Raw genomic sequence first — 20,250 nt, 5'->3', positions numbered from 1 at the left:
GGTATACCTCCTAAGATGTTTTATATTTTCTTTCCGTATGGTTTAAAGGCACGGCCGGTGCCGCGGTAAAATCGGCTGAACAGTTCATAGTATTCCAGACGAAGTACCTGGATTCCTACAATCAGACCTTCCATGCCGCATACAAACAGGTTTCCCAACACAACGATCAGCCAGTTTACATGGCCGGCTTCGTGGCCGGACAGCATCAGTACCACTTCCATCATTGCCGCATGGCTCACTGCAAAGGCGCCTACACGGACAAAGGAGAGGGTATTGGAAAAATAACTTAAAAGAACTTCAAACAGTTCGAAAAATCCCTGAACCACAAACATCCCTTTTTCCTTTGGCATAATTCTTGCCTTTTGTTCTACCAGGTTGGTAAGCGGTTCTTTAAAGAATATAACAAGCAGCGGAAGACCAAACATAAGGATTAAAACGGCCGCCGCCGGAACAGCATTTCCGGTCATATAAAGGACAATGGTGAGGACAAGAGCCGCATAAAAGACAAAGCCAGCCAGACCGTTGGTATCAAAAAATGTTTTTTCCGGATCTTTAAAACGGTAACTGTTTACCATATTAAGAATCATGGAAAGGAGAATAATTCCCATTCCCAGGGATACAGCTACGATAAATACGGTATTCAGACGTCCAATAAATGGAAGCTCTGTCATATGTTCCATAGGTCTTAGCCAGAACGCATGAATAATATCTTCAAAACCAAAGATACTTCCAAAGAGGAATCCGAATATAGTGGAGAAAAAGCCACAGCAGGAGATGATGGCAGCCAGGTCAATCTTCTTAATCCGGTATAAAATCAATCCTCCAAGCAACAGGCAGAGTCCCTGTCCAACATCTCCGAACATAAAGCCAAACAGGAAAGAGTAGACAATACCAATCAATACGGTAGGGTCAATCTCGTTGTAAGCAGGAAGTCCGTACATATGGATAAACATTTCAAAGGGTTTGAACAGACGTGGATTCAAAAGTTTGGTGGGAGGGTTGCTCATGATGTTCTCCTGATCATCTTCCACAATGCAAAAGGTCTTTTCATCGTCCGCAATATTTTTCTGGAATGCATCCGCATCCCGATGGCTCATCCAGCCGCAGAGAATATAAAATGTATTTTTTTTCTGTTTGGTGCAGGCAGCCAGTTTTCTTACATTAAAATTGGTGGAAAAGGTGTCAAGCCGTTCCCTGGCAGCCAGCAGATCATCCTGTCTGGACTCCAAGAAAGAGGCAATCTGTCTTCGGACATCTTTAATCTCCAACTGTATCTTTTTCATGCGGTCTTCAATGGACTGGGTCGCTTCATAGGGCGTACCCGTATATTCATCCGGAACGATGATCCGCTCAAAGTGCATGGAAGCATAGATGGCATCAATTCGGTCGGAGATAGTCTCCGGTACAAAATAAACCAGCCACACGTATTCCTCATCTTCCTTACATTTGTAAAGTACCGTATCAATGGTATCGTATACATAGTTCTCAAACTTATTGTAATACTCATGGGTAATGCGGCCGAAGCGGAACTTGATATAGCGGAATTTAAGGATGGAACTTAAATCATAGTTCAGTCCGGTAAATGGAAGAATTTTCTCCACGGAATCTTTTAAGGAATCCCGTTTTGCTACTAACTCTTCTTCCTTTGATTTAAGTTCCGCTGTTTGTTTTCCAATCTCCTCAACAATCTTCACGGCTTGTGTAACAGTAACTTTGCCGGGTCCCGAGGCAATGGCATCAGGCGGCAGTAACTGGCAGAGATCCAGAGCACGCTGGTGGATATCCTTATAAGGATTGGTTTCCACATAAGGTCTTAAATCTTTCACCGTCTTTAATTCAGACAGTGCATTCTCCAAATGAATCTCATATCGGGATAAATAGGTGTCAATGACCCGGTCAATATCCTCCTTAGGTCCGGTGATACTTAAGAATTTCATCTTTTCTATCACAAAAAAACAACCCCCTTTACTGTTTTACCACATAGGAGATAATTTCATCCGGGTTCACACGGTACCGGATGCTCTCTATGAGGGTGACAACCTTTTGAATCTCCTCCTCTTTAAAATAGAGATAGGAATTCAGAGTAGCAATGGAATAGGGATTTTGCTGACTGGAGGAATGATGAATCTTATCAAGGACCTCCATGGTCAGCCGTTCCAGATTCGGCGCTTCAAATGTTTCTATATTAGCTTTCTGTCCATAAAAGGTGGTCTTTAGTACTCCGTAAAACTCCTCTATGGTTCCGGCCTCTGTCATTTTGGTAATCTGTTCCTTTTTCAAACGGTAATTGGTAGGAATGAGAAGGGAATAGATCTGCGCCGGCTGTAGCCGGTAATACTTTTTAGAACGGTAGATCCACTGGACATTAAGCAGGTCCAGCTTGCTCCCAAAGCATTGACTGAGAACTTCTCTTTCTTCCTTTTTTAAATGTTTGCCCATGACCTTCCATATGGTTTTAAAATACAAAAGATCCAGATGAACCTCGTAATCAAACAGAGTAGGTTCCTCTGTGTCTGCCAGACCAGACAGTAGACCGTGATAAACCGAGCCTTCTAAAGCTGCAAGAAAATCCCCCAGATTGGCGGAAGCGGAAAGCTTTCCCAAATCCAGTTTGGAATGGTTTTGAAAAAATTCCTCAAAAACAGAAAGATCGATATCCGGCTGATTGTTTCCCATGGCATTTCGGAAACATTTTTTCAGGATATCGATTTCAAAGTGCATAAAATACAGGTCTAAAAACTTACGCTGATTCACATTGGAAAAGCGGTAGAGCTTGGCAAAATCCTGGTAAAGGGAAAGGATCAGCCGCTGTTCAATCGCTCCTCTGTGAAGACCTTCGCCCTCCAGATCGGAAAAAAGACCCTGATAGGGTTTTAAGCGGCTTAAATATTCTACTGCGTCAGAAACCGTCAACAGGCCAGCCATCTCCCGAAATTGATTTTCCGTGATCATATGGCTCTGCATTGCCCTTATTTTGGTTGTAATGCCGCTGTAGGATAGCAAATCTCCCATAGAATCACTCCTTTATCATGGTTTGAAAAAGATCTTCAACGTACTGTTCATGGTGTTCCTTGTAGTGGGTTTCCAGTGCAGTCAGAATTTTTAAGGATTCGTTTCTCTGGGCTTTTAACTGGTTGTTCATCTCAGTCTCCAAGTCTGCACGAAGCTTGTCAATCTTAGCATTGGTCTGAGCCTCTAAATCGTTATCAAACGCAGCGGTTCTCTTTTCCATTTCTTTCGCAAAAGCTTTTTTGCGTTCGTTGGCGTTATCCATAATGGAAGTTGCTGCCGATTCGATATCAGAAATCTTTTCAATTACTTTATCCATATCGTAGCCTCCTTATCAATAAGTTTGTTGAATAACTTATTATATAATCATACTATATTTAAAAAAAAATACCAGTGTAAATCGGTAAAATTTACTAAATTTACAAGAAATTAACCCTACCTATAAATTATGCTATAGAATTATCGAATATGAATGAATAATAAAAAACGAAAAACAGAGATATTTCCACTCTGTTTTTCGTTTTAAGGTAATTATTCACTTGCTTTTGTTGATGTTTCAGAACTTTCTTCGGACACGGTCAGGAATTCTGTTGCAACATAAGCTTCTTTCTCTTCAAACTTGATGACGGTCCATTTCTCATCATATTTTTTCACAAAATCAATTACAGTTCCGGCTGCAAGGCTTCCAAGTCTTGTTCCTTCTGTAGAAGGAGTGGAACGGACGTTAAGCTTACTTTTGGTTGTATAAATTTTTTTCGATTCAGTCTCCTGTTCAGAAGTCTCCGGTGTATCGTCTTCTGTTGTAACTGCTTCTGTAGAAATCTGTGCGGTTGTCTCCGGCTGGAAAGCCTTTTTTCCGTCTCCTTTTCCAGGTACCAGTTTAATAAAAATCAGCACAAGAATTAAAACGGCTAAAAAAATCAGTGCAGGTTTTAAAAGACCGCTGACATCCTGGCTGCTGTTTGGAGACCGACGTCTGCTCCGGCCTCTGGAAGCGTTCCTCTGCTGCGGACGGGGAGATCGTTCACCTGTTTGTTTTCTTGGAGCTGTTCCGGGAACAGGACTCCTTTGGGGCTGTCTTTTAGACGGTGCGCTTTTTACAGAAGGATTACGGGGAGTTTCCTTTGCGCCCCCTTTATTGAATGTATTTGCAAAGGCGTTTATTTCCTGTGAAAGAAGCTTTAGTGATTCGCCTGCATCATAGGGACTGTCATTGCCTTCGTGGACTGCCTTGTTGCCAATCATACGAATTCTGTGATAGTGGTCTTTGGTGGCCTGGGAGATCAGACGTCCTTCAAATAACTGGTCAATGCTGTCAGCTAAATCGCCTTCTACAATCAGGGCTTTCTCTCCCAAATAGTTCACCATGTATTCCAGGGTCTGGCGGGCCTTAATCATGGACATATTATATTGCTTTTGATTAAGAAGCATCTCAGATTCCCGAAGACCCTGTTGAATTCTGATCCAGAATGTGTTATCTGTCGTTCCCATATATTTCCTCCTTTGCAAAAACGGTTATATTCGAATATAAAGATATTATACCCGATTCTCTGTGATTGCGCACCTGTTATTTTTCTCTAATTGGCTTATTTGCCGAATTTTGGTGCCTACTTGCGCCTCTTGGGGAGGATATGATACAATCACTCTGCAGGAAAGAAAAAGAGTTATGATAAAAGAAAGATGATACTGGCTGGAGGAATAGAATATGAGGTTACGTCACATACCAGGTTCGGAAGAGGAGATCGCCAAAAGTCCTTATGTGGTCCAGAATCCGGAAGAAAAAAAGGGAAACTGGCGGGAAGTTTTTTGCAATGATAATCCCATTGAGATAGAGGTAGGCATGGGAAAGGGGCGTTTTATTATGGAACTGGCATCCCTTCACCCGGATATTAATTATGTTGGAATTGAAAGATATCCCAGCGTATTGCTGCGGGGGCTTCAAAAAAGAGCAGGAATGGAACTTGACAATATATACTTTATGTGTGTGGATGCCAAGGATCTGTCTGAGATTTTTGAACCAGGTGAAGTGCAGAAGGTCTATTTAAATTTTTCTGATCCCTGGCCCAAGGATCGCCATGCAAAGCGAAGACTTACATCAGAGGAATTTATGGAAGTGTATGATAAGATCTTAAAGCCGGACGGTGTGGTGGAATTTAAAACCGACAATAAGGGACTGTTTGATTATTCTCTTGAGGCGATTCCAAGCGATATATGGCAAATCAGAGAATTTACCAGGGATCTCCATCACAGTGAGATGGGAAAAGGGAATGTCATGACGGAATATGAGGAAAAGTTTTCTTCAAAAGGAAATCCTATTTACAAACTGATTGCAGGCAGAAGATAGGGAAGATGGTGCCGGTGCATGGTTTTTTATAACCAGAGCACCGGATTTGCATATAATAATACAAAAGCAGATCCAGGTGCAGTGTTATGGGAATGAAAGATAAGGTTACAAATAAGCTTTTACAGGCAACCAGTGATAAAACAGAACTCAATAAGAAGATGCTTACTCTGAACAAATCATTTGTAGAAGTGAACAAAACATTAGGAGGAAAAATAGAGAAAAATAAGAAAAATAAATAAATAATAAAAAATAGTAAATAATTTGTAAAAAAGGTGTTGACTTTTGTTGAAGCCAGTTATATAATTACACTCGTGCTTGAGACAAGCGCACAGCAAAAAACAAAAGACAGGCGCCTTTAGCTCAGTTGGTAGAGCAGTAGACTCTTAATCTATTTGTCCGGGGTTCGAGCCCCCGAAGGCGCACTAAAAAAGTACTGTTTTTGACGACGGAGAGCGTTGGGGACGGTGCTTTTCCTTTGTCCGAAAAAAGAAAAAAGTGAAAGCCATGCAGGTGATGGCTTTCTTTTTTTGTGCAGAATTATGTTTCCTCTGCACCTGTTTCTTCTATAATAATAAGCCAGCGTATCTATCAGTCAACGGGCATGAATGTGACCGTACGCAATCATAACCCGGAAGGCAATCATAAGTTTCCCTGTTTCATAATCAGGATTCACAAGTAAGCAGAATGATTCAGTGCAATTATGAGCCGGTCAGAAACTATAAGAAGGATGTAGAATAACAGTCATGGAACATGATATGAATTTCCAGGGATTTTCCTTAACAAGCGTTAAGACAGATCCTCAATAAGGATGCTCCCGGAAGCTCTTTTGTTAATAAAAAAAGGTTTTGTGCTCCCAAAGCGAAATCAATCTTAATAGTAATTCACAATAAACTTGCAGATACATTTCCATTTAATAGGAAGAAAGTCGTTCTAAATGTGTACTATCAGGCTGGGAGCATCAAGCCAGTTTTCTCACGAACCCGTGGGAGATATTGGTGGTTATGTATATTCTTTCATGTATTCCTTTTAAAACACAGGTATATTAGTAAGTAATGACGGTGAAATTAAAAAAAAGAGTAAAAACGTAGTTAAGTTTCACAAATTATAAGCATAAAATCCCCATTAAATCCTAGAAAAATCTGCTAAGAAGAAAAAACTTTACATTTTCATTACTTTTTACGTTAAAAAATGGATAGAAAATTAAGAATTATAGTGAAAAAGTTGTTCCAAATGTTCAAACAATTGTAGACATTAATAAAATGTTATGAAATACCCAAAAAGTTGACAATTTTCGCGGATGAAAGTATGATACACCATATACCTCACGGAACATTGTACATCAAAAAGTACAATTTCTGCCGGTAGTAAATGAAAGAGAAAGACTGTCTCTAAGAAAGGAAGTGAGCATTACGGAGGATTTAGCAGAGAAGTTAATGGAAGAACTGAACTGCGAAACGGTATTTACCATTCCGGTATTTGGAGGAATTCCTATTTCGGAATCTGTCGTGATAACGTGGTTTATTATGGCGGCCTTAACGCTGCTTTCCATTTGCCTGGTAAGGAATTTAAAGGTTGAGAACCCTGGGAGGAAGCAGCAGGTACTGGAACTGGCGATTGGTGGACTTTACGGCTTCTTTGACGATTTAATCGGTGAAGAAGGAAGACGTTATATCCCCTACCTGGTTTCTGTAGCAATTTACGTCGGTGTGGCCAATTTAATCGGTTTGCTGGGAGTAAAACCACCTACCAAAGATTTAAATGCCACCGCAGCGCTTGCTATTATGAGCATTCTGCTGATTGAATATGCAAGCTTTCACAAGAAAGGTCTGAAAGGCTTTATCAAGAGCTTTGCGGAGCCGGTGCCCATCATTGCGCCGATTAATATCCTGGAACTGTTTATCAAACCATTATCCCTTTGTATGCGGTTGTTTGGTAACGTTTTAGGTGCGTTCGTAGTTATGGAGCTGATCAAGCTGGTTGCAGCGCCAATTGTACCCATTCCATTTTCTATGTATTTTGATATTTTTGATGGATTGATTCAGGCGTATGTATTTGTATTTCTGACTGCACTGTTTATTAAAGAGTCAGTGGAGTAAAAAACAGTTTAATTTTTAATTAAAAGGAGAGATTATTATGTTAACAGCAATTGGAGCAGGAATCGCAGTTTTTACAGGTATTGGAGCAGGTATTGGTATCGGTGTAGCAACTTCTAAATCCGTAGACGCTATTGCAAGACAGCCAGAAGCAGAAGGCAAGATCAGCAAAGCACTCTTATTAGGTTGTGCTCTTGCAGAGGCAACTGCTATCTACGGTTTCGTTATTGCCCTTCTTATCATCTTATTCCTTAAATAATGCCTGACTACAGGATTTGTACGGAAAATAAAGTGAAGAAAGGCAGGCAGTAGAGATGCTTAGACTAGATATGAACCTTGTGTGGAATATCGTGAATCTGATTGTCCTGTACCTTCTGCTTAAGCATTTTCTGATTCAGCCGGTTATGGGTATTATGAATAAGCGGCAGGCAATGATTGAGAACAGCATTTCCAATGCCAGAACCAGCGAAGAGCAGGCAGCAGTAATTAAAAAGCAGTACGAAGAAAAGCTGGCTGCATCTGCAGAAGAAGGATCAAAGATTGTTGAAGAAGCGAAAGCACAGGCAAAGGCTCAGTACGAACGCATTTTGAAAAGTGCAGATGAAGATGCCGGACGTGTGGTGGAAGATGCACATAAAAAGGCAGAAGCAGACCAGGAAAAGGCTTTGCGTGAGGCGAAAGCACAGATTGCAGGCTTAGTTATTGCGGCAGCAGCAAAGGTAGTTAATCAGGAAGCGAGTGCCCTGTCAGACCAGGCACTTTACGATTCATTTTTAGCAGAAGCAGGTGATTCCCATGATGCAGGCAGCAATTAATTACGGACGGGTACTTTATGAACTTTCAATCTCCAAAACGGCCATAGAGGAAACAGCTCTGGTGCTTGATACAGTACCGGAGCTTAATCGTGCTTTAAGCAGCCCGGTTATTGCAAAGAGCAGCAAGTATCGTGTGATCGAGCGGGTATTTCCTAAGGAAATGAGAACCTTTTTAAAGGTTGTGGCAGACCGCCGGGATATGGATATTGTTGGTGATATTTTTGAAGCATGGCGTGGTTTTACAGCCGAACAGGAAGGTGTTTTACAGGCTTCTCTGTATTATGTAACGAAGCCTGAGGAAGAACAGCTTAAGGAAATCAAGGCAATGCTTTGCAGAAAGTACGACAAAAAGACTGTAGAACTCCGTTTGATCGAAGACCCGGGTTTAATCGGTGGATTCATCATCCGTGTAGGAGATGTGGAGACTGACTGGAGCTTAAAGGGACGTCTGAGACAATTAGAACAAAATATAATGCGGAGGTGAAAAACGTGGCTTCCATCAATTCAGATGAAATTATTTCTATATTGAGAAGTGAAATTGAAGATTATGATGCTCATGCCAGGGACCAGGAAGTGGGAACTGTCATCAGCGTAGGCGACGGCATTGCAACGGTATATGGCATTGATCATGCAATGTACGGCGAGATCGTTATTTTTGATAGTGGAATCAAGGGAATGGTACAGGATATCAGAAGAGGTGATATCGGCTGCATTCTGTTTGGTTCTGACCGTGAGATAAAAGAAGGTTCCAAAGTAACAAGAACTAAGAAACGTGCAGGGATTCCCGTAGGGGAAGGATTCGTAGGAAGAGTTGTAGATTCTCTTGGTGCACCAATTGACGGAAAAGGTGATATTGTTTCTGATGATTACCGCCCCATTGAGAATGAGGCTCCTGGAATTGTAGACCGTAAGAGCGTATCCGTTCCTATGGAGACCGGTATTCTTGCCATTGACTCCATGTTCCCAATCGGACGTGGACAGAGAGAGCTGATTATCGGTGACCGTCAGACTGGTAAGACTTCCATTGCCATTGATGCAATTCTGAACCAGAAAGGCAAAGGTGTGATCTGCGTTTATGTTGCAATCGGACAGAAAGCATCTACCGTTGCAAAACTGGTGAACACACTGACTCATTACGGCGCAATGGAATACACCATTGTTGTGACTTCTTCAGCAAGTGAACCTGCACCGCTTCAGTACATTGCTCCTTATTCAGGAACTGCTCTTGCAGAGTATTTTATGCACAAAGGAAAAGATGTACTGATTGTATATGATGATTTATCCAAGCATGCAGTGGCTTATCGTTCCCTGTCTCTGCTTTTAGAGCGTTCTCCCGGACGTGAGGCTTATCCTGGAGATGTTTTCTATCTTCATTCCAGACTGCTTGAGCGTTCCAGCCGTTTAAAAGATGAACTTGGAGGCGGTTCTATTACAGCTCTTCCAATCATTGAGACTCAGGCAGGAGACGTATCTGCTTATATTCCTACCAATGTCATCTCCATCACTGACGGACAGATCTTCTTAGAGAGTGACTTGTTCTTCTCTGGTATGAGACCAGCTGTTAACGTTGGTCTTTCCGTATCACGAGTTGGTGGTGCGGCTCAGACCAAGGCAATGAAGAAAGCGGCAGGAAGTATCCGTATTGATCTTGCCCAGTGCCGTGAGATGGAAGTATTTACCCAGTTCAGTTCTGACTTAGATGCTGCAACTCAGGAACAGATCCAGTACGGCAGAGGACTTACAGAGCTGTTAAAGCAGCCATTATGTAATCCTTTAAGTCTTCATGCACAGGTCATCAGTCTTGTGGCTGCCAATAACCGTCTGTTATTAGATGTAGAGGTTCCGAAGATTAAGGCATTTCAGAAGGAGATGCTTGAATTCTTTGAAAGCGTCCATCCGGAGATCGTAACGGAAATCGAAGAAACCAAAGCGCTGTCTGATGAACTGAAACAGAAAATTCTTGATACAGTGGTGGAATTTAAACAGAAACGGGTGTAGGATATGGCAAATGCGAGAGAAATACAAAGCAGAATGAACAGCATCAAAAGCACCATGAAGATAACGAATGCGATGTATACCATTTCCTCGTCAAAGCTGAAAAGGGCAAGGAAAACCCTGGCTGATACAGAACCTTATTTTTATGCACTGCAAAGTACCATTGCCAGAATTATCAGACATACTCCCGATATTAATGATCCTTATCTGGATACAAGACCGGAGATCAAAAAGGAAGACCGTAAGATCGGTTATATCGTGGTAACAGCGGATAAAGGACTTGCGGGTGCGTATAATCATAATGTATTTAAACTGGCTCAGGAACAGATTGATAAAGGCGGCAACCCCATGTTATTTGTGGTTGGTGAGCTGGGTCAGCAGTATTTCACAAAAAAGGGAATACCGGTGGAGCAGGATTTCCGGTATACTGTTCAGAAGCCCAACATGAGCCGTGCCAGAATCATTCAGGAAAAGATCGTGGATTATTTCCTGTCCGGTAAGCTTGATGAGGTTTATATGATTTACACCAGAATGGCAAATGCCATGAAGATGGAAGCAGAGGTTCAGCAGCTTCTTCCGATTCCAAAAAAACAGATCACAAAGAATGTGCCGGTCAATGTACATTTGGAGGAGATCACCATGAGCCCTTCTCCACAGGCTGTTATTGATGCCATTGTACCAAATTATGTGGCAGGATTCGTCTATGGAGGTCTGGTGGAGTCTTATTCCAGTGAGCAGAATTCCCGTATGATGGCGATGCAGGCTGCCACAAACAGTGCTCAGGATATGCTTGATGAACTGGCAATTACTTATAACCGTGTACGTCAGGCAGCTATCACTCAGGAAATTACTGAGGTAATCAGCGGGGCAAAAGCCCAGAAGAAAAAAAGGAAGAAAGCGTAGCTTCATCGTGTTTTCAACGAATTGAGAGAGGAGGAGTCCTCACGACTGTGAGTAACAGAATATGAATAAAGGTAAGATCGTTCAGGTCCTTGGACCTGTAGTAGATGTTGAGTTTTTAGAAGGCAGTGAGCTTCCTGCAATTAAAGATGCCCTTGAGGTGAATAATGATGGGAAACGCTGTGTAATGGAAGTTGCCCAGCATATGGGTAACAGTACAGTTCGTTGTATCATGCTGGCATCCAGCGAAGGACTGTGCAGAGACATGGAAGTAACAGCAACCGGTGATGGAATTAAGGTTCCGGTTGGAGAGCAGACTCTTGGACGTCTCTTTAATGTACTTGGTGAGACCATTGATAATGGGGAGTCTCTTGAAGGCGGCAAGGAATGGGTCATTCACAGAGACCCGCCAGCTTTTGAAGAACAAAGTCCTGTTGCGGAAGTATTGGAGACAGGTATTAAAGTTATTGACCTTCTGGCTCCTTATGCAAAGGGTGGAAAAGTAGGTCTGTTTGGCGGTGCTGGTGTTGGTAAGACGGTTCTGATTCAGGAACTGATTCATAACATTGCAACCGAGCACGGCGGATATTCCATCTTTACCGGTGTTGGAGAGCGTTCCCGTGAGGGTAATGACCTTTGGACTGAAATGGGAGAATCCGGTGTTATTAATAAAACCGCTCTGGTATTTGGTCAGATGAATGAGCCGCCGGGCGCACGTATGCGTGTTGCGGAAACAGGACTTACCATGGCAGAGTATTTCCGTGATGAAGAGCATAAGGATGTGCTTTTATTCATTGATAATATCTTCCGTTTTACTCAGGCAGGTTCTGAGGTTTCAGCACTTCTTGGACGTATGCCGTCAGCCGTTGGTTATCAGCCAACCCTGGCTACGGAGATGGGTGAACTTCAGGAGAGAATTACTTCTACAAGAAATGGTTCCGTTACGTCTGTACAGGCTGTATATGTGCCAGCCGATGACTTAACTGATCCGGCACCGGCAACCACATTCGCTCATTTGGATGCGACCACTGTTTTATCCAGAAAGATCGTGGAGCAGGGTATTTATCCGGCTGTTGATCCGCTGGAATCCAACTCCCGTATCCTGGAACCGGATGTAGTCGGAGAAGAGCATTATGAAGTTGCCCGTAAAGTTCAGGAGCTTCTTCAGAAATACAAAGAGCTTCAGGATATCATCGCAATCTTAGGTATGGAAGAATTGGCTGATGACGATAAGACAACTGTATACCGGGCAAGAAAGATCCAGAAGTTCTTATCCCAGCCTTTCTCTGTTGCAGAGAACTTTACCGGTGTAGCAGGAAAGTACGTTCCTTTAAAGGAGACTGTCCGTGGATTTAAGGCAATTGTAAACGGAGAAATGGATCAGTATCCGGAAGCAGCGTTCTTTAATGTTGGAACCATTGATGAGGTCATTGAAAAGGCCGGTAAATTAGAGGCTTAACTTGGAGGTGCTGCCTGTGAGTACGAATACATTTTTCCTTCAGGTTCTTGCCAGCGATAAAGTGTTTTATAAAGGTTCCTGCCAGGAACTCGTCATTCCGCTTATGGATGGTGAAAAAGCAGTTCTTCCCCGTCATGAAAACATGGTAATCGCTGTTTCCATCGGGGAGATGCGGATTCTTGACGGGAACGGCCAGTGGACCAGTGGTGTAGTTGGCAATGGATTTGTCCAGATTATCAACAACCGTGTTACTGTCCTTGTGGATACAGCCGAGCGTCCGGAAGAAATTGATGAACGCCGTGCGGAGGAAGCAAGGGAAAGAGCTGAGGAACAACTGAGGCAGAGCAAGAGCATTCAGGAACACTCTCATTTTGAGGCATCTTTAGCCAGATCACTGGCCAGACTGCGTACAAAAGAGAAGATGGGATCTGAAAGAAAATAAATAAAAAAGATATCCTGAGGTAACTGTCAGGATATCTTTTTTTTAACCTAAGGCAACGTCCAAGATCATCATAATCAGAAAGCCGCCCATAACCCCAAGTGTGCCTGCGTTGGAATGTTCCCCAAGGTGAGCTTCCGGGATCAGTTCTTCTACCACCACATACATCATGGCACCTGCCGCAAAGGACAAAAGCCAGGGCATGAGGGGAGTAATGCTTCCGGCAATCAGAACTGTCAGGATTCCAAAAACAGGCTCTACAATTCCCGACATGCTGCCCTTGAAAAATGCCTTCCTTGTGGAAAGCCCTTCCTGTCTCAATGGAAGAGAGATGGCGGCACCCTCAGGAAAGTTCTGTATGCCGATTCCAATGGCAAGAGCCATGGCAGAGGTATAAAGTGCCGGATTATCTCCGTGTTGTGCTGCCAGTGCGAATGCCAGCCCCACAGCCATGCCTTCTGGAATGTTGTGAAGGGTAACTGCCATAACAAGAAGTGTGGTTCGTTTCCAGGTGGAGGAGATTCCTTCTGTCTGGCTGTCTTTTGGATTGTTTAAATCCGGGTGAAGGTGAGGAAGCAGAGAGTCTAAAACGATTAAAAAGACCACTCCGAGCACAAAACCGCCTGCAGCCGGAATCCAGCCGATCCCACCGGCTGCTTCCGCTTCTTCAATGGCTGGTATTAAAAGGGACCAGACAGAAGCGGCAATCATAACGCCAGCAGCAAATCCAAGAAATATTCTTTGAACGGACTGATTCACTTCTTTCCGAAAGAAAAATACCACAGAAGCTCCTAATGTAGTCATTAAAAATGTAAAACCAGTGCCGCCTGCGGCCCATAAAATAGGTGTCATAGACAAACCCTCCTATAAAATAATTTGTTTTTAATATAATTTATCATTTATATAAATATATCATATGGGAGATTTTGGTGCAATGAGATAAATTCCCTTTCCCTTTCTGACAAAAATGTGCTAAAATAGACCTGATTTTACATACGAAAGGAATCTGGTTGATGAACATAAAAATACGTTGGAGAAGACGTTGTGTCCGCTCTTTTTTTATAGCAGCAGTAACCGCAGTTTGCCTGTCTGGCTGCGGCAACGAGAAAAACCATACTGCAACCGCTTCTGAGGCAAGTGTCTCCGAAGCAAAGAAAGAATTTCATTCTGTAACGCTGCTCTCTATGAGCGGCGATTTACTTCCAAAGCTTGATGATGTGCCGGAGCAGGAGGAAAACCCCATTCCGGAATATCTGAGAAACGGTGTGGAGCATCCGGTAGTGGCAAGTCTCCAGGCACGTCTGATGGACCTGGGATTCATGGATAACGATGAACCGACCCAGTATTTTGGAAATGTAACGGAAGCTGCAATTAAGATCTTTCAGCGGCAGAATGAACTGGCTCAGGATGGAATTGCAGGCTCTGCCACGCTGGAAGCCATTATGTCCCCGTCTGCCAAGTATTACGCAGTAGCAAAGGGCGTATCGGGCGATGACATTACAAGAATTCAGACTCGTCTATATGAGCTGGGATACCTTGCAGTTGCAGAACAGGTATCCGGTAGTTTTGGGGATGAGACAGAGGCGGCGGTAATGAAGCTGCAGGAAGTCAATGGATTAAACATTGATGGAAAAGTAGGGCGTCAGACCATGAACCTTCTTTACAGCGAGGAAGTCAGACCCAATATGCTTTCTTATGGAGAAAAGAGTGATGTGGTGCTGGCAAGCCAGCAGCGTCTGAAAGACCTGGGATATTTGATTTCTGTTCCGGACGGCGCATATGGAAATGACACTGTAGCCGCAGTGAAGCAGTTCCAGGCACGCAATGACCTTGTCGTTGACGGTTACCTGGGACCTTCCACCAGAGTGGCACTCAACAGCTCAGAAGCAACTCCTAACGGAATGAGGCTGGGAGAGCAGGGAGATTCTGTATCAAAAATCCAGCAGCTTCTGAACAAGTATGGATATCTCTCATCCTCCAATGTGACCGGTTACTATGGAGAAGTGACGGAGAATGCAGTGAAGGCATTCCAGAGAAATAATGGTCTTTCGCCAGATGGTTCGGTGGGGCAGAATACTCTTGCAAAACTGTCAGGAAACGGAATAAAGAGTGCTTCTTCAGCATCAAAAGATTCCGGAAAGGGAAGCGGAGGCAAGGGTGGTACTGTAAAAGGCGGCTCTGGTGTGAATGGTCTTTTGTCCATTGCCAGGTCAAAACTTGGACGTCCTTATGTATGGGGAGCCAAGGGCTCCGGTTCTTTTGACTGCTCTGGATTTATTTACTGGTGTCTCAATCAGGCGGGAGTAAGACAGAGTTACATCACGTCTTCTGGTTGGAGAAGTGTAGGGAAATATACAAAAATCAGTAATTTTGGAAGCTTAAAGGCTGGAGATATTATTGTTGTAAAAGGACATGTGGGAATTGTTGCAGGAGGCGGAAGGGTTATTGATGCTTCTTCCAGTAACGGAAAGGTCGTGGAACGTTCTTTAAGCAATTGGTGGAAAAAGAACTTTATCTGCGGCTGGAGAATATTTGGCTAATTAAAATTGTGTGTGAATAAAAGAACAGAGGGAGAAAAGCCGTTGGTCAGGCTTTTTCTCCCTCTGTTTGCTGTTTCACGGGAAAGGTGAGACATGCTTTAAATAAATCCCCATCAATAAACAGCATAAACTGTCCGCCTTGAAGTTCGGTCAGACTTTTGGCAATGGAAATTCCGAGACCGCTGCCTTCTGTGGTTCTTGCGACATCTCCCCGTACAAATCGTTCCGTCAGTTCGTCAGGGTTAATGTTTAAAGGGGTTTCAGATATATTTTTCATGGTAAAGATCACATCATGTTCTTGTCTGGAAACATCCACATAGACCCGGCTGTGTTCCATGGCGTATTTATAAGCGTTATTATAGAGGTTTTCCAGAACCCGCCATAAATACCGTCCGTCTGCTTCGATAAAAAAGGAATCATCAGGAAGGCTGGAGACCAGTTCCAGATTGCGAAGTGAAAATTTTTCCTCAAATTCTCCATTTGTCTGATGGATCAGTTCAACAAAGTCAATGCTTGCGATCTCCAGTTTCAGATTGCCAGAGCTTGCTTTGGAGGCTTCCACCAGATCTTCTGTCAGAGTCTTCAACCGCTGGGATTTTTGTTCCAGAACCTCTAAGTATCCCTGTATTTTGGTATCTTTAATTCCCTCTCTCTTGATTAAGTCTACATAATTGATAATAGAAGTGAGTGGTGTCTTAATATCGTGGGACACATTGGTGATTAAGTCCGTTTTCAGCCGCTCGCTTCGTACCTTTTCCTGAAGGGCTGCTTCCAGGCCTGTGCTGATATGATTGATATTCTCAGCCAGTTCCCGTTCTTTTCCATAGAATTCATCAGTATTGATCTTATAGGAAGTATTCCCTTCGGAAATGTGTATAAGCGCTTGATTGATCTGGTCTGTTTCCCAGGCATTCAAATAGAGTTTATGGAATACCCAGCAGTTAAAACCAAAAAGCACTATGGCGATTGCACCCATTAAAAGCCGTGAGGCAAGAGCATGATAAGTAAAAAGAAGAATGCAAAACGCCAGGATCATAACAATGTTGAATACAATAAACAGCAGGTAGGCAAGAAAGATTCTGGTGGTAAAACGGTGTCCCTTGATATAGAGAATCAGGTTCCCTCTCCAGCGGTACAATAAACTTCCGGTCCAGAGCGTTCCTGCCTTATAGCGTTTTAAAAGACTGAGGACAAATAAAAGTCCTGCGCCATAGTAGATTAAGACCTGTATAACCAGTTCCCCGTAAAACCACTGTTCATAGGCTAAAAATAAATGAATGATCTTGTTAAACAGCTTGTCTGCCAGAAAAAGCAGGATGATGGCTCCCCCAGAGAAAAGCAGGAAACAGCTTTCGGCAGGAAGCCGGTCAAAGCGTTGGGGCTTTGGCATGCTTGGTCCGTTTTCCGGAGAGCCGGTTAAGGATACAAGGAGATAAAGTGTGGCTCCTGTTCCTGAAATCCCCACCATAAGACTTACAATACCTGAGATATATAACATTCTCATCTGGTTATAGGCGGCGGATGCCTGGGCATATGCGTCGTTAATGGGGTATGAGGTATCCACACCAATGGTCATATGGTAGTTGCCATTATTATATGGATTCATCTTCTCAAGCTGGGAAGAAACATTCTTAGGAATTGTGGTAAGATTTGAATCCACATATAAGGATTCTCCAGTCACATATAGATATTTCCCCATTGCTTTGAAATCGTTTAAACTTTTCCCCGTTGCATTCCGGTACAGCTTGTAGTCCTCTTTGGTATTTTCATAGCGTATCTCGAATTTCAGGTTACTGGGATTTTGCATAAAGCGGTAGTAAAAGGAGTAGTAATTGCCAAGGTGGGTAAGGACTTCGTAGGAGAGCTGGTCCATGTTGAGAAAAGACTGTCCTGGCTCCGTAGCTTCGAAATCCGGTTCATATGCCCTGTATTGTACCTGTATATCCGGGTTTTCAGCGCTGGCGGAGGACGGGTGTCCTCCACTGACTTTAAACTGTTCGTTCAGATAATACCCCTGGGACTTGGCTCTGCGGACCATCTCATCGACCGTATATTCCCTGGTCATTCCCGGCCCTTCTGTAACCCGGACAATGGGTTTTGAATAGTCAATTTTTCCATCAGTTTCAAATACTTCTTTATATTTTACATAGTTAAAGATATCATTAATGTCTGATCGCAGCTGCCGGGTAAACTCTGGCGTATCCTCGTAGGTCTCGTGATTAATCCAGTCAATGCCTTCCCCGTAATGGAGGTTATTATAAATGATGGTAACGCCCACCACCACAAGAAAAGCGAAGATGATATGCAAAAGGACGGTTCGCTCTTTTCGTTTCTTCATATTGTCTCCTATTGCTTTTCGATTTTATATCCAACGCCCCATACCACTTTTAAGTAGCGTGGCTCTCTGGGATTAATCTCGATCTTCTCCCGGATGTGGCGGATGTGCACCGCAACCGTATTGTCGGCTCCGATGGCTTCCTCATTCCAGATCTGTTCGTAAATTTCATCAATGGAAAATACCTTTCCTGCATTTTTAACCAGCAGCAGAAGGATGTTGTATTCAATGGGCGTCAGCTTGATGAGTTCGTCATCAACCAGAACTTCCTTGTTATCATCGTTGATGGAGAGTCCGCCGCATTTATAAACGGCACCTGCCGGCTGCTGGTTCATGTTGCCAAGCTGGGTATACCGGCGAAGCTGGGATTTCACTCTTGCCACCAGTTCCAGAGGATTAAATGGTTTTGTAATATAATCGTCTGCGCCGATGTTCAGACCCAGAATTTTATCGGTATCTTCAGACTTTGCCGAGAGAATAATAATGGGAATACTGCTTGTCTCCCGGATCTTTAATGTGGTGCGGATTCCATCCAGCCCTGGCATCATCACATCAAGAATCATTAAGTCAATATCATTTTCTTCCATCATTTCCAGAGCTTCAAATCCGTCATAAGCTTTTATAACGTGAAAGCCTTCTCCTGTTAAATATATATCAATGGCTTCTACAATCTGTTTATCGTCATCACATACTAAAATATTCTGCATAAGAAACCCTCCTTTTTATCCATTATACAACGAAGACAAGGAAAAATCACTTTACTTTTTTCTAAAGATATCAGAAATTAGGGGCTTTACTATCATGTTTTTTCTCTTTTTCACATAAACTTTACCAATTCTGGTAAAAGGATACTTCTATGAAAATATATGTGGTAAAACCGGGCGACAATGTGGATTCCATTGCCCAGTCCCAGGGCATCCCGGTTGAAACTCTGGTTTATGACAATCAGATCAGTCCGCCATACCGTCTGGCAGTGGGGCAGGCGCTGTATATTGGCGGGGACAGCCTTCCGGAGGACAGAACGCCCCTATACGTGTTTGGGTATGCGTATCCATTTATTCAATCGGATACATTAGACAATACTCTCCCGTATCTTACAGACCTTTATATTTTTTCCTATGGGTTTACGGAGACAGGGGAACTGGTTCCTCCTATGGTCAGTGATAACTGGATGATTGAACGGGCATGGAACACGGGGGTGCGTCCGATTCTTACTCTGACACCTCTTGGAGAGGATGGCAGGTTTAACAACAATCTGGTTACAAATTTAGTCCATAATCCCCAGGTAGAACAAAGGCTTATCTGGAACCTGGGACTTACAATGCTTGAGAAGGGATATGGGGGGCTGGACATTGATTTTGAGTATATTATGGCAGAGGATGGAGCGGGCTTTGCGGAATTTGTAAGGAAAACTACCCAGATCATGAATCAGTTTGGGTACCAGGTGTCCGTAGCCCTGGCACCAAAGACGTCTGCGGATCAGCCCGGGCTTTTGTATGAAGGGGTGAATTATGGGCTTTTGGGAGAAGCGGCAAACCGGGTTATTTTAATGACTTATGAGTGGGGATATACATATGGCCCTCCCATGGCGGTAGCCCCCATTAATATGGTAAGGCGTGTAGTAGAATATGCACTTACAGAGATTCCAAGGGAAAAGATCAGCCTGGGAATACCAAATTATGGATACGATTGGCCTCTCCCCTTTGAGAGGGGCGTTACCAGTGCTACCACAATCAATAATCTGCAGGCGATTCAGATTGCCATTGATCATGGTGCTGAGATTCAGTTTGATGAAGTTGCCATGACTCCATTTTTCCGTTACTGGCAATATGGAGTGGAGCATGAGGTGTGGTTTGAAGATGTGAGAAGTTATAAGGCCAAATTTGATCTGATTAAGGAGTTCGGGCTTACGGGAGCAGGGTATTGGCAGATCATGCAGTTTTTCCGGGCGAACTGGCTTCTTCTTGAGCAGATGTTTGAGATCCGGAAAATAGGAGATTAGAAAAACGTGCAGGACCCTGAAAATAAGGGGCTCTGCACATTTTTATGTATGAAAAGAGAAATACAAAGTATTATTTCCAATAAAAAGATATGAATAATTATAAATTTTGAGTTGACAAGGGACAGGCAGGGTGCTATCATACCAACAAAACTAGTATGTAAAAGAGTATACTGATGGGAGTTACCAATGAAGAAAATTGTAAACGCAGCAAGTAGAGAATCCTGTATGGGCATGGCAATGGCGATGTCTTTCATGTGTTGCGCTTGTGCTTTTTTCTTCATGCTCCCAGTCAGGTAGATTATAGCGTGCTTATGGCACA

19 protein-coding genes and 1 tRNA gene are annotated in these 20,250 nt (G+C 43.2%); 13 read left to right on the top strand and 7 right to left on the bottom strand.

Features of this window, described 5'->3' with window-relative positions:
* Positions 1-20: 20 nt before the first annotated feature.
* The 4 genes from FAY33_RS16600 to FAY33_RS16585 all read right to left on the bottom strand — a co-directional run bounded on the left by FAY33_RS16600 (position 21) and on the right by FAY33_RS16585 (position 4,500).
* Complete coding sequence (locus tag FAY33_RS16600; RefSeq protein ID WP_143322352.1) at positions 21-1,949, bottom strand: V-type ATPase 116kDa subunit family protein; 1,929 nt, start codon at positions 1,947-1,949, stop codon at positions 21-23.
* Positions 1,950-1,965: 16 nt separating this feature from the next.
* Positions 1,966-3,012, bottom strand: coding sequence for a V-type ATPase subunit (locus tag FAY33_RS16595; protein WP_143322351.1), 1,047 nt, complete (start codon positions 3,010-3,012; stop codon positions 1,966-1,968).
* 4 nt (positions 3,013-3,016) lie between these two features.
* Positions 3,017-3,328: an ATPase gene (locus FAY33_RS16590; protein ID WP_143322350.1), complete on the bottom strand. Its 312-nt coding sequence runs from the start codon at positions 3,326-3,328 to the stop codon at positions 3,017-3,019.
* A gap of 212 nt (positions 3,329-3,540) precedes the next feature.
* Entirely contained in the window at positions 3,541-4,500 is a 960-nt protein-coding gene (locus tag FAY33_RS16585) for an SH3 domain-containing protein (RefSeq protein WP_143322349.1), read from the bottom strand.
* Between the two features lie 214 nt (positions 4,501-4,714).
* Here FAY33_RS16585 and trmB point away from each other — a divergent pair, with 214 nt between their 5' ends.
* From trmB to atpC, 11 genes are all read left to right on the top strand, one after another.
* Positions 4,715-5,353 carry a tRNA (guanosine(46)-N7)-methyltransferase TrmB gene (trmB, locus tag FAY33_RS16580; protein WP_143322348.1) on the top strand — a complete coding sequence of 213 codons (639 nt, stop codon included), beginning with the start codon at positions 4,715-4,717 and terminating at the stop codon, positions 5,351-5,353.
* A gap of 86 nt (positions 5,354-5,439) precedes the next feature.
* Complete coding sequence (locus FAY33_RS19580; RefSeq protein ID WP_185967668.1) at positions 5,440-5,592, top strand: hypothetical protein; 153 nt, start codon at positions 5,440-5,442, stop codon at positions 5,590-5,592.
* Between the two features lie 110 nt (positions 5,593-5,702).
* Positions 5,703-5,775, top strand: a tRNA-Lys gene (locus FAY33_RS16575).
* Positions 5,776-6,786: 1,011 nt separating this feature from the next.
* Positions 6,787-7,449 carry a F0F1 ATP synthase subunit A gene (locus FAY33_RS16570; RefSeq protein WP_143322411.1) on the top strand — a complete coding sequence of 221 codons (663 nt, stop codon included), beginning with the start codon at positions 6,787-6,789 and terminating at the stop codon, positions 7,447-7,449.
* A 31-nt stretch (positions 7,450-7,480) separates the two neighbouring features.
* Entirely contained in the window at positions 7,481-7,705 is a 225-nt protein-coding gene (gene atpE, locus FAY33_RS16565; RefSeq protein ID WP_185967672.1) for an ATP synthase F0 subunit C, read from the top strand.
* Between the two features lie 55 nt (positions 7,706-7,760).
* Positions 7,761-8,261, top strand: coding sequence for a F0F1 ATP synthase subunit B (gene atpF, locus FAY33_RS16560; RefSeq protein WP_143322346.1), 501 nt, complete (start codon positions 7,761-7,763; stop codon positions 8,259-8,261).
* Positions 8,242-8,745 (top strand): ATP synthase F1 subunit delta, encoded by a 504-nt coding sequence (gene atpH, locus FAY33_RS16555; RefSeq protein WP_143322345.1) that lies wholly within the window; start codon positions 8,242-8,244, stop codon positions 8,743-8,745. The genes atpF and atpH overlap by 20 nt, the downstream gene beginning before the upstream one ends.
* Positions 8,742-10,259: a F0F1 ATP synthase subunit alpha gene (gene atpA, locus FAY33_RS16550; protein WP_143322344.1), complete on the top strand. Its 1,518-nt coding sequence runs from the start codon at positions 8,742-8,744 to the stop codon at positions 10,257-10,259. The genes atpH and atpA overlap by 4 nt, the downstream gene beginning before the upstream one ends.
* Positions 10,260-10,262: 3 nt before the next feature.
* Positions 10,263-11,159 carry an ATP synthase F1 subunit gamma gene (atpG, locus tag FAY33_RS16545; RefSeq protein ID WP_143322343.1) on the top strand — a complete coding sequence of 299 codons (897 nt, stop codon included), beginning with the start codon at positions 10,263-10,265 and terminating at the stop codon, positions 11,157-11,159.
* Between the two features lie 61 nt (positions 11,160-11,220).
* Entirely contained in the window at positions 11,221-12,615 is a 1,395-nt protein-coding gene (atpD, locus tag FAY33_RS16540) for a F0F1 ATP synthase subunit beta (RefSeq protein WP_143322342.1), read from the top strand.
* A 16-nt stretch (positions 12,616-12,631) separates the two neighbouring features.
* The gene (gene atpC, locus FAY33_RS16535) at positions 12,632-13,057 is read left to right on the top strand and encodes an ATP synthase F1 subunit epsilon (protein ID WP_143322341.1); all 426 of its coding nucleotides are present in this window, start codon (positions 12,632-12,634) and stop codon (positions 13,055-13,057) included.
* Positions 13,058-13,099: 42 nt separating this feature from the next.
* On the opposite strand, the gene FAY33_RS16530 is transcribed toward atpC, so the two are convergent.
* The gene (locus FAY33_RS16530; protein ID WP_143322340.1) at positions 13,100-13,906 is read right to left on the bottom strand and encodes a ZIP family metal transporter; all 807 of its coding nucleotides are present in this window, start codon (positions 13,904-13,906) and stop codon (positions 13,100-13,102) included.
* Between the two features lie 161 nt (positions 13,907-14,067).
* Here FAY33_RS16530 and FAY33_RS16525 point away from each other — a divergent pair, with 161 nt between their 5' ends.
* Positions 14,068-15,594, top strand: a complete 1,527-nt coding sequence (locus FAY33_RS16525; RefSeq protein WP_143322339.1) for a peptidoglycan-binding protein — start codon at positions 14,068-14,070, stop codon at positions 15,592-15,594.
* Between the two features lie 46 nt (positions 15,595-15,640).
* On the opposite strand, the gene FAY33_RS16520 is transcribed toward FAY33_RS16525, so the two are convergent.
* Both FAY33_RS16520 and FAY33_RS16515 read right to left on the bottom strand, forming a co-directional pair.
* Positions 15,641-17,932 (bottom strand): HAMP domain-containing sensor histidine kinase, encoded by a 2,292-nt coding sequence (locus FAY33_RS16520; RefSeq protein ID WP_143322338.1) that lies wholly within the window; start codon positions 17,930-17,932, stop codon positions 15,641-15,643.
* 8 nt (positions 17,933-17,940) lie between these two features.
* Positions 17,941-18,636, bottom strand: coding sequence for a response regulator transcription factor (locus tag FAY33_RS16515; protein WP_143322337.1), 696 nt, complete (start codon positions 18,634-18,636; stop codon positions 17,941-17,943).
* Positions 18,637-18,785: 149 nt separating this feature from the next.
* Between FAY33_RS16515 and FAY33_RS16510 the strand changes: the two genes are divergently transcribed.
* Positions 18,786-19,931 carry a glycosyl hydrolase family 18 protein gene (locus FAY33_RS16510; protein WP_143322336.1) on the top strand — a complete coding sequence of 382 codons (1,146 nt, stop codon included), beginning with the start codon at positions 18,786-18,788 and terminating at the stop codon, positions 19,929-19,931.
* The last annotated feature ends 319 nt before the right edge of the window (positions 19,932-20,250 follow it).

This window comes from Clostridium sp. HBUAS56010 (genome assembly GCF_007115105.1).
Classification (GTDB): Bacteria; Bacillota; Clostridia; order Lachnospirales; family Lachnospiraceae; genus Lacrimispora.
Note: the sequence above shows the minus strand (reverse complement) of the source record. Positions and strands in the feature narration are given on the sequence as shown.

Excerpts from the sequence above, each read along its gene's own strand:
- FAY33_RS16515 (WP_143322337.1), bottom strand. The coding sequence starts at position 18,636 with ATGCAGAATATTTTAGTATGTGATGACGATAAACAGATTGTAGAAGCC.
- FAY33_RS16585 (WP_143322349.1), bottom strand. The coding sequence starts at position 4,500 with ATGGGAACGACAGATAACACATTCTGGATCAGAATTCAACAGGGTCTT.
- atpF (WP_143322346.1), top strand. The coding sequence starts at position 7,761 with ATGCTTAGACTAGATATGAACCTTGTGTGGAATATCGTGAATCTGATT.
- FAY33_RS19580 (WP_185967668.1), top strand. The coding sequence starts at position 5,440 with ATGGGAATGAAAGATAAGGTTACAAATAAGCTTTTACAGGCAACCAGT.
- FAY33_RS16530 (WP_143322340.1), bottom strand. The coding sequence starts at position 13,906 with ATGACACCTATTTTATGGGCCGCAGGCGGCACTGGTTTTACATTTTTA.
- FAY33_RS16590 (WP_143322350.1), bottom strand. The coding sequence starts at position 3,328 with ATGGATAAAGTAATTGAAAAGATTTCTGATATCGAATCGGCAGCAACT.
- FAY33_RS16570 (WP_143322411.1), top strand. The coding sequence starts at position 6,787 with ATGGAAGAACTGAACTGCGAAACGGTATTTACCATTCCGGTATTTGGA.
- atpH (WP_143322345.1), top strand. The coding sequence starts at position 8,242 with ATGATGCAGGCAGCAATTAATTACGGACGGGTACTTTATGAACTTTCA.
- FAY33_RS16520 (WP_143322338.1), bottom strand. The coding sequence starts at position 17,932 with ATGAAGAAACGAAAAGAGCGAACCGTCCTTTTGCATATCATCTTCGCT.
- FAY33_RS16595 (WP_143322351.1), bottom strand. The coding sequence starts at position 3,012 with ATGGGAGATTTGCTATCCTACAGCGGCATTACAACCAAAATAAGGGCA.
- atpG (WP_143322343.1), top strand. The coding sequence starts at position 10,263 with ATGGCAAATGCGAGAGAAATACAAAGCAGAATGAACAGCATCAAAAGC.
- atpD (WP_143322342.1), top strand. The coding sequence starts at position 11,221 with ATGAATAAAGGTAAGATCGTTCAGGTCCTTGGACCTGTAGTAGATGTT.
- FAY33_RS16525 (WP_143322339.1), top strand. The coding sequence starts at position 14,068 with ATGAACATAAAAATACGTTGGAGAAGACGTTGTGTCCGCTCTTTTTTT.
- FAY33_RS16510 (WP_143322336.1), top strand. The coding sequence starts at position 18,786 with ATGAAAATATATGTGGTAAAACCGGGCGACAATGTGGATTCCATTGCC.
- trmB (WP_143322348.1), top strand. The coding sequence starts at position 4,715 with ATGAGGTTACGTCACATACCAGGTTCGGAAGAGGAGATCGCCAAAAGT.